This is a genomic window from Ruminobacter amylophilus, assembly GCF_900115655.1.
Taxonomy (GTDB): domain Bacteria; phylum Pseudomonadota; class Gammaproteobacteria; order Enterobacterales; family Succinivibrionaceae; genus Ruminobacter; species Ruminobacter amylophilus.
The window spans coordinates 16,100-30,145 of sequence record NZ_FOXF01000027.1; the positions used below are offsets into that span (position 1 = coordinate 16,100).

Annotated in this window: 12 protein-coding genes, 1 tRNA gene and 1 rRNA gene; 2 read left to right on the forward strand and 12 right to left on the reverse strand. The window is 39.0% G+C overall.

Going from position 1 to position 14,046, the window contains the following annotated elements; all coding sequences use genetic code 11:
• The first annotated feature begins 270 nt into the window (after positions 1–270).
• Positions 271–504, forward strand: coding sequence for a hypothetical protein (locus BMY80_RS07545; RefSeq protein WP_031578457.1), 234 nt, complete (start codon positions 271–273; stop codon positions 502–504).
• Between the two features lie 54 nt (positions 505–558).
• Positions 559–918, forward strand: coding sequence for a hypothetical protein (locus tag BMY80_RS07550; RefSeq protein ID WP_093142464.1), 360 nt, complete (start codon positions 559–561; stop codon positions 916–918).
• Positions 919–1,303: 385 nt separating this feature from the next.
• Here the strand turns inward: BMY80_RS07550 and BMY80_RS07560 are convergent, their stop codons facing one another.
• From BMY80_RS07560 to rrf, 12 genes are all read right to left on the reverse strand, one after another.
• Positions 1,304–1,513, reverse strand: a complete 210-nt coding sequence (locus BMY80_RS07560; protein WP_031578454.1) for an LptM family lipoprotein — start codon at positions 1,511–1,513, stop codon at positions 1,304–1,306.
• A gap of 15 nt (positions 1,514–1,528) precedes the next feature.
• Positions 1,529–4,027, reverse strand: coding sequence for a class I adenylate cyclase (locus BMY80_RS07565; RefSeq protein ID WP_093142468.1), 2,499 nt, complete (start codon positions 4,025–4,027; stop codon positions 1,529–1,531).
• A 107-nt stretch (positions 4,028–4,134) separates the two neighbouring features.
• Entirely contained in the window at positions 4,135–5,313 is a 1,179-nt protein-coding gene (locus tag BMY80_RS07570) for a heme biosynthesis HemY N-terminal domain-containing protein (protein WP_084155371.1), read from the reverse strand.
• 8 nt (positions 5,314–5,321) lie between these two features.
• Positions 5,322–6,479 (reverse strand): uroporphyrinogen-III C-methyltransferase, encoded by a 1,158-nt coding sequence (locus tag BMY80_RS07575; protein WP_093142471.1) that lies wholly within the window; start codon positions 6,477–6,479, stop codon positions 5,322–5,324.
• Positions 6,480–6,571: 92 nt separating this feature from the next.
• The gene (locus tag BMY80_RS07580; RefSeq protein ID WP_031578449.1) at positions 6,572–6,991 is read right to left on the reverse strand and encodes a hypothetical protein; all 420 of its coding nucleotides are present in this window, start codon (positions 6,989–6,991) and stop codon (positions 6,572–6,574) included.
• A 26-nt stretch (positions 6,992–7,017) separates the two neighbouring features.
• A complete protein-coding gene (ilvA, locus tag BMY80_RS07585) occupies positions 7,018–8,556 on the reverse strand; it encodes a threonine ammonia-lyase, biosynthetic (RefSeq protein WP_031578448.1) in 1,539 nt (512 codons plus the stop codon).
• A gap of 61 nt (positions 8,557–8,617) precedes the next feature.
• Positions 8,618–10,465: a dihydroxy-acid dehydratase gene (ilvD, locus tag BMY80_RS07590; protein WP_093142473.1), complete on the reverse strand. Its 1,848-nt coding sequence runs from the start codon at positions 10,463–10,465 to the stop codon at positions 8,618–8,620.
• A gap of 119 nt (positions 10,466–10,584) precedes the next feature.
• Positions 10,585–11,517 carry a branched-chain amino acid transaminase gene (locus BMY80_RS07595; protein WP_093142476.1) on the reverse strand — a complete coding sequence of 311 codons (933 nt, stop codon included), beginning with the start codon at positions 11,515–11,517 and terminating at the stop codon, positions 10,585–10,587.
• Between the two features lie 237 nt (positions 11,518–11,754).
• Entirely contained in the window at positions 11,755–12,483 is a 729-nt protein-coding gene (locus BMY80_RS07600; protein ID WP_093142478.1) for a thiol:disulfide interchange protein DsbA/DsbL, read from the reverse strand.
• 7 nt (positions 12,484–12,490) lie between these two features.
• Entirely contained in the window at positions 12,491–13,498 is a 1,008-nt protein-coding gene (locus BMY80_RS07605) for a squalene/phytoene synthase family protein (RefSeq protein WP_093142481.1), read from the reverse strand.
• A 232-nt stretch (positions 13,499–13,730) separates the two neighbouring features.
• Positions 13,731–13,808: transfer RNA gene (locus BMY80_RS07610), tRNA-Asp, on the reverse strand.
• A gap of 13 nt (positions 13,809–13,821) precedes the next feature.
• Positions 13,822–13,936, reverse strand: a 5S ribosomal RNA gene (rrf, locus tag BMY80_RS07615).
• Positions 13,937–14,046: the final 110 nt, after the last annotated feature.

Here is a 14,046-nt window from a genome sequence, read left to right on the forward strand (position 1 = left end):
TAAAACAACTTAACTTTTTTCTTCCTCAATATAAAGCATGTTTTTTATATTGTCCGCCATATGATTATTACATCATCAGTTAAACCCAGCAGCACGTAGGCACATTATTATCGTGGGGAATTTTTATCTTCACCTGCATATCTCTCTCCATTAATAAAAAAGGGACGTTTTTAGAAAAATATCGTACACATGACTTCCTATACTTGTATCTGTTAAGGGATGAAAAACCTAACTGAAACAAAATCATCTAAACAATGGAGAATAAAAATTATGTCAAAATCATTTTCTTACTCAGGTCACGGGTACACCTCAAGAGGTACCGCATCACGTTCATCCGGCTCTTCACATACGTTTTCAGGCACCACCCGTTACTCTAGCGGTTATTCCCGCAGCTACCACGGCAGCGTAAACTTTAACGGTGACAGATACAAATGTACAACACATTACAGTGACGGCACTACAAAATATCACTCAGGATCAATTAAAGGAGGCAGCGGCAGGTAACTTTCTGGCAGATCATTACAACCATTTACAACTAACAATAACAGGACAACATATATGAAATTAATTATCTTAATTATTATAGCCATCATTATGGATGCGACATTACATCCCGCATTGGCTGAATCTGACATAAAAGCATGCATTAAATTTCAGAGACAGGATTATTCGTGGAGTCATGCCTACGCTGTCAGAGGTTTTACAATAAGCGGTTACGATCTTAACAGATTCGCACGCGAAAAAGGTTATAAAGCCCATTACAGCAGCTATTCAACCTACTTTATCGTTCCATGGGACAATGGTGGGTATATTAGTCTGGACATCGGTAGCAGTTATGTACCTTCATATGAGAAAATTGTTACGGACCAGAACAATATCAACTGGAAAATCAAAGAAGGGTGGAATTACTGCGACTGATAAGGAAAAAAGTCTGATGAATATTCTAAAATATTTGCCAGCTGTTCTACTGTTAAGCGTTTTGGCTAATTCTGGCTGCTCAGGCGTTCAGTATAGCAGGCATAACTATTATCAAAACACACATAAACAACAGAAATATAAACATTATGATATAAATGATGTTTTTCAGCCGGTTATTGACGTTTTAGATCAGAAAACCAGGTCTATGCAGGAAAGAAGCATGCAGTACTGCCGAGCATCAGAAGACATAAGAAGGACAAACAATATGAACTGCTTGGGTAAACCATTCTGTACTATGCTATAAAGATCTGCGTAAAAATGCCGGTTGCATATCTGATACTGCCGGCATGAGAGTCTCTTTTATATTCGGAATTCAAAAACTGAATCAATCTGAATTTTCTGATTTGTTCCCCGAGCCTTCAGCATCCTTTTCTGCTACGGTGTTTTCACTCTGCACTTCATTTACCTGTACCGTTTTATTCTTCTGTTCTCTATCCTCGGGTAGATACAGGGAGCCTCTAAGACCGCAGGCCTGAGTCATCAGCATGGCAGTAACAGCGACTGCCCCCACCAAAAATATTTTTTTGTTCAACATAACGGAATTACCTCATTAAAGCGGAGATATCGTATTATTGGCTACGTCAACAAGGAAGAATTGAGGAAGATTAAAGTACTGACGATATTTGTGCTTCTCTTTTTCCTTGGCAAATTTGCTCTGACTGTGAGTATAGTATGATGTTATATCCAGAATCAGTTCGCTTATTGAAGCCTTGAAATTGTCATAAATTTTCAATTCCTGATTTTCAGATGAATTAAAAATCTGATAAGAATCATTATCATTCTTCACAAAGAAGTACTGAGTCAGGCCATACATGCAGTTTGCCTCTATTATGGACGGAACCAAATCCTTATTAGCCTCTCCGCCATTAATGATTTCAGCTTTTATAGGATTCTTCTCCTTCACTTCCTCCGCCCTGACAAGATTCATTGCTCGTGAGTTGAACTGCAGAATATAATCAACTTTGCCGATGGTTATGTTTTTGCTGGTCAAAAGTTTTTTATGCAGATTGTTCATGCACAGGTTAATCAGATTTTCCATATCAGGTCTGACCATAACATCCCCCATGTGTGTACTGAAATCAAGTACAGTGGTGGATACAGGCAATGCCGCACCTGGTATAAAAATATGGGACATTTCTTTAAGAAAATCCACTACGGCATCCTGACCTTCGTAATGATTACAGATAATCTCATTCCAGGAGTTAGACATAATCACTGATAAGGATCCAATTAAACACTCATTTGAATTACCATAGGAAAAAGTGCTCATTGAAGATCTGTCCATTCCACCCTGGAATTTGTGATTTCTGGTAGGGTCCTGAGTAAAATTAACAAGAACTATCATGGTTTTAACATTAGTAACACCGAGCAGACTGTTATTTCCCACTACAGAAGGATAGTTCTCAAACTGGGATTTTAATTCATTGCATATTCCACGTACTCTTTCAGAAGTAATGTTTTTATTAGGAGTATGCACCTCAATGACTGTCTTTTTGTTAATCAGAGCATTAAAGTAGCACGTAGCTACTGCAGATACCAGATTACTGAAATAAAAAATCGGAGGAGTACCAATAAGTGAAGGATCATTAAGAGACTTGTTGTATACATACCACCCTTTCTTCAGTACGGTACTGTCTCTTGCCTCAATAAAGGAAATATTCTTTTCAGCCAAATTAAGCTTGTTACTGAGCAGATACTGTTTAACCTTGCCGGGGAAACTGTCAAATACCACAAACAGTTTACGGGAAAGAACACTGAGATCCCTGTAGCTGATGGCATCGGTAACTTTGTATTCCACACCGAAAGTAAGCAGAGCATGGTAACTTTGAATCATCACATTAAACACACGCTGATATATATTAACCACATCAACAATGTTCCATGTGTTTCTATTGCTCAGTCGGCTAACTGTTTCCATACTCCATCCCCATGCTTCTATCATATTGTTGATTAGAGTACGGCGCCCGGCCTGAGCCTGAGGATCTACTATCTTTGCAAATCCTTCATTGATCTTCTGGAAGAAACAGATTCTCAGAAGTTCCAGTCTTTCATAGTCATTATGATTTCTCAGGAACCTGCTGATTTTTTCAAAAACCATGTAGTAACTGTCAAGGTTCAGACTGTAGCCTTCATTATTCTGCATCCAGTCCTTGACTCTCATGGATATCAGCTGTGTCTGCGGATATTCGGCACTGTAGGTTTCCATAAGAAGTATTTTTATTGAAGCTTTAAAAGGTGAATCAATTCCTTTGTAAAGCAACCATAAAGCGGCACCATAATACTCATTGGAAGGAATATCACCTATACATCCAAGATCCAGCCACTCATCGCGAGAGATAATTCTTTTGGCGTACAGTTGCCTCACATATTCATTGTAATCATGCTCATGGCTACATGGAACTATCATCCAGGTCAGCATCTTTCCTGCTACACATATGGCACTGCGATAAAATTCATCTAAAAGGAACATATGCAGAGCTGTGCCACAGTTTTCCTCATCGACACCCATTCCGCAATCAATAAGGTCTTCTGCGTTCTTTTTGTCTACATTGAGATGCTGTTTAAACTTATCCGTTTTCACGATAAAGAAATTGACGTCCAGCTTATATTCACTGCTTGCAGCCATTTCTTTTATGAATTTACACTTTTTCTCTAAAAGTCTTATGCGTTCATTGGGCATGTATTCTGACACACACACCCAGTAATCAAAATCAGAGTTTGGACTCTGCCCCACTGAAGCTGTACTGCCCATGCAGTACAAACCAAGAATAGATTCTTCTGCTGTATTGATGTCTATAACTGATGCTGTAGCGACAGAATAATCATCTAAAACCTGTCGCTGAATATCATTGAGTTTGAAGTTGCAGATACCATGTGGCACATCACCGGCCAGCGCACATGGAACAGCTGAATTGTTCAGATGCAGCATGAGAGGAACCAGATTGAAAAACAGTTTCCCTTTTTCATTTACAAATTCCTGAGCTTTAGCTAGACGATATTCGTTTAATTCACGATATCTCTGCTCATATAATTTGACTTTACTAAACAATTCAAAAACCCATTATACGAATACAGCCTTTACCAGAATAACTGACCAAGGCTGTATGGATTAACTACTTACTTAAATTGTACTACATATGTGATATATATCAAATATTAATCATCATTTTGAGCCTGTTTATAGTACATTGCAGCCTTCTGATACCCGCCCAAACGCTGATAACATTGAGCTAAACGACTGAAATAATCCGAACACGGAGCACTGGTAACCAGTTTTTCATACAAATCCACAGCTTTCTCATATTCGTTCATATTCATATACATGTTAGCAAGAGCAGACATGAGATCCGTGTTATTAAGATGTTCTGATTCATTCTTCTTTAACTTTTTCTCAAAGTATTCAGTCAGCTTATGATTTGCTGTATTCCATTGAGATAAATTGTTGTATATTCTTGAAGAATCAACCGTACTCTTCAGGGATCTCATTATTATCTTTTCTGCTTTAACCTCTTCACCGAAGCGGTTATAAGCCAAAGCAAAAGCATTTGATACGTCAATGTTATCGCATATATCGTCAGGCAAATCATTGAACATCTGATCTACAACATATCTGTCGTTAGCTCCTTTAATCTGTTCAACAATCTTCTCGGAAACATAACGTCTGTATGAATCATCCGACAGCAGACCATTACTTAAGAATTCTTTACGGTTTTCAACAATTTCATTGAACTTCCCCATACGTTCAAGACATTTGTAGTACAGTGAAGAAATCATCTTTGAAGGTTTACCGGTTCTTCTCAAAGAGGTAATGATGTTCAGAGCCTTTTCGTTTTCTCCGGCTTCAAGATACATTTTTACCCTTAAAATACTGATTGCTTCGGCATGACCACTGAGAACCTTCTGAGCCTCATTAAACAGCTTATTACTGGCCTCGATGTTGCCGCTCTTATAATTAGCAACAACACCTAAAATAATGTTCACATACTGAACATCACTCCACTTTTTCCCTTTTTCCGCTAAAGCAGCAGCGCCGGCATAATCACCTTCAATGTACTTTGAAATGGCATTCTCAAGAATCTTTTTGGATTTATCGGAACGGCTGTTTCCATACCAGCTCAGCAATCCTTTTCTAACCTTAAAGATTCTACCGATAACAGCTGTCAGCAGGTATACAGCAAGATAGGCAAGAATCAGAATAATAACCATTGAAACCAGACTCAGCTGAATCACATGACTTCCGGTATCAATGTACACAAAACCCTGATTATTTGCCAGCATAGGCGCCGCTATCATTAAACCTGCGAGCACCAGAAGCATTATCACTAATTTAACCATTCTAGATCCTACTTTCCTGAAAACTCGTTAATAAAATTACTGATTTCCACAGTACTGTTAAGATATTTCACATCTTCTGTGGCAATCTTTTCAGAAGCGGTTTCAGTAATTCCCTTGAGTGTATTCACAACAACCGGATCCGTATTATCAAAATACTTTTCTACCAGTTCATGAGCTTTAGTCAGGTACTGTGTATACAATTCCTGTTCTCTGTAGAAACAGGCCTTTGCCGCCAGAAGAAGATAGTTTTCAAGATTTGCCCTGAGAAAAGCTTCATTATCCGGAGCTATTAAAGCAGTATCGGTTACTTCCTTTCTCTTGATAACCACAAAACTGTTAACAAATGAACTGAATGAAGCCTTAAGATTGCCCCACCAGTCATCCACATTTCCTGAAACTTCACTGCTTTCAAGCAAATCAACCTTCTTTAAGCCTTTGATTCTCATCTTAGATACATTACCGATGAGCTCATTAATGCGCAACAGAGTCTTTTCATGATCAATTGAAGGAATGTTACCAAGAACATTCAGATCTGAAGCAATGCTTTCTCTTATTTTTCTTGTGCGAGGATCGTTTATACCTGCAATTACGGTATCAGCCTCCTTAAGCAAAGAAATCGCAGTAACGTAATCGCGATCTATAACCACCTTTCTGTTAGCAAGAGTAAGCAGATATTTGGCATCAAATACCGCCCAGCTCAGATTAACGGTTTTTTCTTCACCGAGCTTTGCATTAATCTTGGCTATTTCCGCCTGAATGGCACTAAAGGAATTATCAATTCCCGATAGCTGTGCATTTACACTTCCCAAAGCACCTGAATCAAGCTTTGTACTGAGTCCGCCGGCAATATTTTTTACTGACGAATCCAGGGCACTCATACTGCTCTTCAAATTGCTGATATCACTGCTGTAATCAATCTGGGGAGGAATCTTAACTTCAGGACGGGTTAATTCATAACCGGCAAATCCAAAAAGCATTACTGCCAGTACAAATATACATACCGTGTTTCGTCTCTGCTTTCCCTGTAGTCTCTCTAATGACTCCAGAAATTCACCTTCATTCTGGTTTTCGTAGGTCTTACTTGCTTCAGCCCCCTCACTTACTCCTTCGTTTTCAGTGGTGTTATCTGCTACTTTAAGATCTTCTGTCATATCTTCTTTGCTCATGGCATTTCCATAATTTTTTTAATACAAGAACTAGAGAGTATTATAACAAAAAAGAAATGCTAAATAGACAAACACACCGGGGGTTTTGCGTATTAATTGAACTGTGTTTTAGAAATTTTGATTAATCTTGAAATATCACTGACTTCAGCCTCACCACAGACATTTATCAGGACAGCATAGTCATCTTCCCTGCTGACCACTGTGGCACATGGCAAATTACCAACATAGCTGTATTCCCATCCTTTAATCTTTGGAACAGGTCGAAGGTTTTTTCCTTTGACGTTCTTCATAAACTCCAAAGCTATGTTTCTAGTGCTTTGATTGGGATTTGAAAGTTTATATTTGTAATACGAGAATTCCGCTTTAGGGACTGCTTTTTCAAAAAAGATATAGCCGGCCTGTCGAGAGGACAGCTTCCAGTCTGCAGGAATCTCGTCATTTGCTGATAAGACATCGGGTAACAATGTCGACATCAGTACCAGAATTCCATATATACTGAAAGTTTTCTTCATAGGTCCGGCTTTCTTTTCTAATCTTATTAAGGTTTCATGTACTGAGTATATGAAAGGTCATCAGACACGTCATTATACTCATAACCAAGCTCATTAAGATGACGGTTAAGTTCATCTACTTCACTATCATCAACTTCAAATGCACACAGCACACTGCCGTATTCCATACCGCGTGAACGATAGTGGAACATGGTAATGTTATACTCAGTTCCTACTGTTTCAAGGAAATTAAGTAAAGCATCACGCACTTCAGGGAATTCAAATACGTAAGCTCTTTCATTTACCTTAACAGGAGTATGACCACCTATCATATAGCGAACATGATTCTTTGCCAGTATATTGTTGGTCATGTCTGATACTTCGTATCCTGCATTTCTGAGACTTTCAATAATACTGTCAAGTTCTTCCCTGCCGTTTGTCAGATGAACTGACACAAAAATTCTGGCAGAATCAACCTTAGCAAAACGGTAGTTGAATTCTGTTACTGCCCTGCCCCCGAGTTTCTTGCAAAATTCAAGGAATGCACCTTTCTTTTCAGGAATCTTAACAGAAATTATACCTTCACCCATTTCACCGATTTCGCAACGTTCTGAAACGAAACGAAGAGTATGGAACTTGGTGTTGGCGCCCGAGAGAATGGCTGCCATGGTTACTGATTCATCATTTTTGAGCTCAGGATGAAGCTTAACATACTTCTTCAGACCGGCCAAAGACAGAGCACCACTAGGTTCTGAAATAGCGCGGGTATCTTCGAAGATATCTTTCATGGCTGCGCAGATTTCATCATTGGTACAGGTAATAATATCATCTATACTGTCTTTCAAGACTCTGAATGTTTCGTCACCAATTCTCTTTACAGCCACACCATCAGCAAACAAAGATACTCGGTCGAGAGTTACAGGCTCTCCGCTCTTGAGTGCTGCTTCAAGACAGGCGCTTCCGTCAGATTCAACAGCAATAACTTTAACACTAGGCATTACCTGTTTAATGTATACAGCTACACCTGCGGCAAGTCCACCACCGCCGACCTGAACAAATACATGGGTTATATGAGAATCCTGCTTTAAAAGTTCCTGTGCAATAGTTCCCTGACCAGCAATAACGTCGGCATCATCATATGGAGGAATTAAAGTATATCCTTTATCCTTTGAGATACGGATGCATTCTGCATACGCTTCATCGAATGTTGCTCCAAAAAGAACAACGTTACCACCTAAACGTCTTACCGCATCAACCTTAATATCAGGAGTAGAATTCGGCATAACAATAGTAGCCTTGATTCCAAGCTTTTTACCTGTTAAAGCTACCCCCTGAGCATGATTACCAGCAGAGGCTGCAATAACCCCTTTGGCAAGCTGTTCCTTGGTCAGACCGGCAATCTTATTGTAGGCGCCACGAAGCTTAAATGAATGAACTGACTGGAGATCTTCTCTTTTGATAAGGACGTTAACACCTACTTTTTCGCTAACCTTATCAAGTCTCTGCAAAGGCGTTACCTTCGCCACGTCGTAAACTGGAGAAAGAAGTATCTTACGGAGATACTCTTCTTTTGTTGGCTGTTCCATTTTTATCTATCCTTTAAATACGACAGCCATAAATGACTGTCGATATCATAAAAGCTTTATATTAAAGCTTGCTGACGTCTCTTACACCGCCCTTATCAGCACTTGATGCTAAAGCAGCATAAGCCTTTAAGGCCCCTGAAACAACACGCTGTCTGTTCAGAGGTTTCCAAGCCTTGTTACCTAATGCTTCCATTTCAGCACGACGCTTCTGTAATTCTTCATCAGAAATACGTACTGCAATAGCTCTGTTAGGAATATCGATATCAATAATATCATTTTCCTTGATAAGACCGATATTACCACCGTTAGCAGCTTCAGGGGATACATGACCGATTGATAAACCGGAAGTACCGCCGGAGAAACGACCGTCGGTAATCAGAGCACACTGCTTTCCTAAACCTACAGACTTAAGGTAAGAAGTAGGATACAGCATTTCCTGCATACCTGGACCACCCTTAGGACCTTCGTAACGAATGATAACTACATCACCTGCTTTGATCTTGCCACCGAGAATGCCGTTAACAGCATCTTCCTGACTTTCAAATATACGCGCAGGACCGCTAAACTTATAAATTGAAGGATCTACACCTGCGGTCTTAACGATACAGCCGTTAATTGCTAAATTACCATAAAGAACAGCTAAACCACCGTCCTGGTTATACGCATTTTCCTTGGATCTTATACAACCGTTAACACGATCAGTGTCCGCTTCATCATATACTTTGCTCTGGCTGAAAGGACTTATATTCACAACTCCGCCTGGAGCAGCGAGGTACATCTTTCGAACATCTTCTGAAGCATTACGATCAATTGAATACTGATCAAGTTCCTCACCCATGGTTATACCTAAACAGGTATGAACATCCCTGTGAATAAGTCCGCTTTTATCCAGCTGACCAAGTATGGCCATGATGCCGCCAGCTCTGTGAACATCTTCCATGTGGTAAACAGAAGTTGATGGAGCAACTTTACAGATGTGAGGAACATGTCTTGAAAGGCGATCAATATCCTTCATGGTAAAATCAACACCAGCTTCCTGAGCTACAGCCAAAAGATGAAGAACAGTGTTGGTTGAACCACCCATAGCAATATCAAGAGTCATTGCATTTTCAAATGCAGCCTTTGTTGCAATGCTGCGAGGTAAAACAGATTCATCATCGTGTTCATAGTAATCCTTGGCCATCTTAACAATACGCTTAGCGGCGTTTACGAACAGATCACGACGGAAAACATGAGATGCCAACAGAGAACCGTTACCAGGCTGAGAAAGACCTAATGCTTCGGTCAAACAGTTCATTGAATTCGCAGTAAACATGCCTGAGCATGAACCACATGTCGGACATCCGTAATTTTCAGCAATGTTTATCTGTTCATCAGTAATATTCTTATCAGCTGCCATAACCATAATATCAATAAGGTCGAGCTTCGAATGACCGGCAATAGGTTCCTTAACCTTACCGGCTTCCATTGGACCGCCTGATACAAAAATGGTAGGAATATTCAAACGCATGGCGGCAATAAGCATGCCTGGAGTTACTTTATCGCAGTTTGAAATACAAACAAGCGCATCTGCCTTATGGGCATTACATGAGTATTCAACGCTATCCGCGATAATTTCACGGCTAGGTAATGAATACAACATACCAGAATGTCCCATGGCAATACCGTCATCCACTGCAATGGTGTTGAATTCTTTAGCTATACCACCGGCCTTTTCAATTTCCTTGACAACTAACTGACCGATATCATGAAGATGAACATGCCCCGGAACAAACTGAGTAAAAGAATTGGCAACAGCAATAATCGGCTTACCGAAATCACCATCCTTAACCCCGGTAGCACGCCATAATGCTCTAGCGCCAGCCATGTTACGACCTTCGGTAGTTACAGAGGAACGATATTTAGGCATACTTAGCTCCATTTATAAAATAAGAAAACAAAAATCAATTTGTATAATAATAAAGAAACCAAAAGCTATTGTAAACAATGAACTTTTGGCTTCGGTTAATACGGATAATGTAAAGCTGATTACTTATTTACAGGATATAACCAGTTCCACTTATCTTCTGTCTTACCATTGAACAAGCCAAAGAAAGCATTCTGTAATTTTTCAGTGATTGGACCACGAGCACCACAACCAACAGAAAGACCGTCAACACTGCTTACAGGTGTAATTTCAGCAGCAGAACCAGTCATAAATACTTCATCAGCAAGGTATAAAGCCTCTCTTGGAATTCTTTCTTCTCTTACTTCAATACCAAGATCCTTGGCAAGCTTCATTACACAGTCTCTTGTAATACCTGGTAACAGACTGCAGGTAATAGGAGCAGTATAGATTACGCCATCCTTAATCAGGAACACGTTTTCGCCAGAACCTTCTGCAAGGAAGCCCTGAACATCAAGAGCAATACCTTCAGTATATCCGTTCTGCTTAGCTTCGTTAGAAATTAACAGAGAAGAAAGGTAATTACCACCAGCCTTTGCACCGGTTGGAATAGTGTTCGGAGCAAGTCTGTTCCAAGATGAAACACCAACTGCCACACCCTTCTTCATGCCTTCCTCACCGAGATAAGCTCCCCAAGGCACAACACCGATAATAACTTCAATCTTAGCATCTGCAGGAGGCTTAACACCAAGACCAACATCACCGATGAAAGCCAGAGGACGAATATAACCTGCTTCGATACCATTTTCTCTTACAGTCTTGCAGCATGCTTCACATAACTCGTCAAGAGTGTAAGGAATATTGATACGATAAATATGAGCGGAATTAAGAAGACGCTGCATATGTTCACGAAGTCTGAAAATAATAGTTCCGTTAGGAGTCTTATAGAAACGAAGACCTTCAAATACAGAGGTACCATAATGAAGAGCATGGGTCATTACATGAACCTTTGCTTCATTCCAAGGAACCATTTCACCATTAAACCAAATATACTTAGTTGTTGCTTTTACTGACATACATTCATCCTAATATTCTTAAAGACTTGAATGCTTAAACATTTGCACAGTTACATTCAAAAAAAATTTCAAACATTGGTATTTTACATCAGATACAAGTTAAATGTTATACCTAGAATTAAAAAACATTAAAAAATGTCAATTACATTAAAAAACATCAAATAAATAAATTAAACAACAATAAAAAACCGCATTATCAATATTATGATAATGCGGTTACCAGCTTAATTTATTATACTATTTCTTATCAGAATTTTTTGAGTCATCAAGAGTGAGTAAGTAATTTACCAGAGCAAGATATTCGTCAGTACCATTAATTGAACCTGTAACAATTTTGTATTTCTTATTAACAATAACAGTAGGAACACCTTCTATTCCCATATCGTCAGCCAACTGATCATACTGGCTAACCTGACTCATAACAGGGAAAGACTTGTACTGTGCTTCAAAAGTTTCCGCAGGTACCCCTAATTCCTCAAACCAGGCAACAATATCCTCATGCTTCTGAGGAACCTGATGTTTGTTAAATATATTGTCATCGACTTTATCAACAAAAGCGTCTGTAACTCTAAGATTTACTGCTGCTGCATACGCCCTCTGCATTTCAGGCCCCATAGGCCCGCCCAGATACTTTACATGATTACCTACAAAAGCAACATCTTCAGGTAAAGCAAGACTCACTTGTCTGATAACAGGAAGAAAAGCATGGCAATGACCACAGAAGAAAGAGAAGAATTCACGAATTTCCTTATTTTCAGAAACTTCAGCGCCTTCAATAACTTTATAATGAACACCTTCTTCAAACTTTGTTGTAACCTTCTTTGAAGCTTCCAGAAGTTCCTGAGGTGTATCATATACAACTGGTGATTCTCCTTTGTCTGCAGCTAAGGCAGATGAAACAGAAAAAGCTAAAACTGATAGAATAGCGGTAATCTTCTTCATACTAAATAACATAATAAACCTCATCACAAAATTATTTCCAGAAACTAACTTTTTTACTGATCTCTTCGCAATTTCTGATAGTTGGAGAAAGCTTTGTTCCTGAACAACGCTTAGTCATAAAATCAATCGCGTAATTACACCAGCCAAAACATTTGTAGAAAAAATAAAGTTTTTTAACTTCTTTTCTGGTTATTTTAATTTCCTTAGAATCTTTAAAACCAGGATTAGCCTGAATGTTTCTAAGGGTGAGTATAGCCATGGCATTAGTTAATAGACAAAATCTCCTAATACCTAACTGTAAGACAGGCATTCTCTTAATAAATTCCATAGACTGTAAACAATGTCCGTAAGCAAGAGAAATATATTCCTGAACTTTAGCATCTCTATCAGGATCATCATTCTTGATAGGTAGCCATGTTACACCACGTTTTAAATCGTCCCAAACATCTTTTAGTATATTAGTTAACTGGAGAGCTTCGCCAAAAGAAACGGCATACGGTAGCTGCGAATCAAGATTTTTCTTCATGGCAGGACAATGTTCTGCAAAAAGAGAAATAAGAAGCTCACCAACGACACCAGCTACGCTATAGCAGTAATGATCTACTTCATCAACTGAATCGATCTTTGCCCATCGTTCAATCTGAGACATTCCCTTTGCCATGATTGTTACGGTATGTCTTAAAATGTACTGAACTTCTGAAGAGTAGGAATAGTACCTACCTACAACTTCAGGAATAGCAGCCATCAATTCATTTTCATGCTCATTGGATGAACTTCTTACAAGCTCACATATCTCTTTTGTCCACTGCTCAAGTCCTATAGGGGAGGAAAGCAAGGAAGCAAACTTATTCATGTGAAACTTTTTTAATTCATTATCCAAATAAACGGCATCTTCAATAGTATCTGTTATTCTACATAATAAATATGAATTACCAACCCAATCCTCCAACTCCTTAGGAAGCAAGGGGATGGTAAGAGCAAAAGTTCTTGATACCGTAGATAAAAAATACTGCTGACGCTCTAATGTAAGTACTTGCATAATAAAATCACTTCTAAAAAAACATTCACTGTGATTATACAGAAAAATAAAAATATAAAAGATTTAATTAAAGACTTTTATAAAAATTTAAACAGTCTATCACTATTTTAAAAATAAGCCCAGAATATCCAAAAATAGCTAATCTCAGGTTCATCAAACAAAATATAAAATAAATAAAAGGAATACAGTAGAAACAAAAAAACCGACTGTAAAAGTCGGTTCTCTGAATTAGTGGCGGAACGGACGGGGCTCGAACCCGCGACCTCCTGCGTGACAGGCAAGCATTCTAACCAAGCTGAACTACCGCTCCGCATAAAAAAAATGCCTGGCAATGACCTACTCTCACATAGCGAATGCTACACTACCATCGGCGTGACCGCTTTTCACTTCTGTGTTCGGAATGGGAACAGGTGGTTCAACAGCACTATCTTTACCAGGCGTATCCTGTACAATTTATCAGCTTACTTATCCGAGCCCTTCTCAATACTCACAAGCGCCTTAAAACTTCTTGAGCGTTGTATGGTTAAGCCTCTCGGGTCATTAGTACT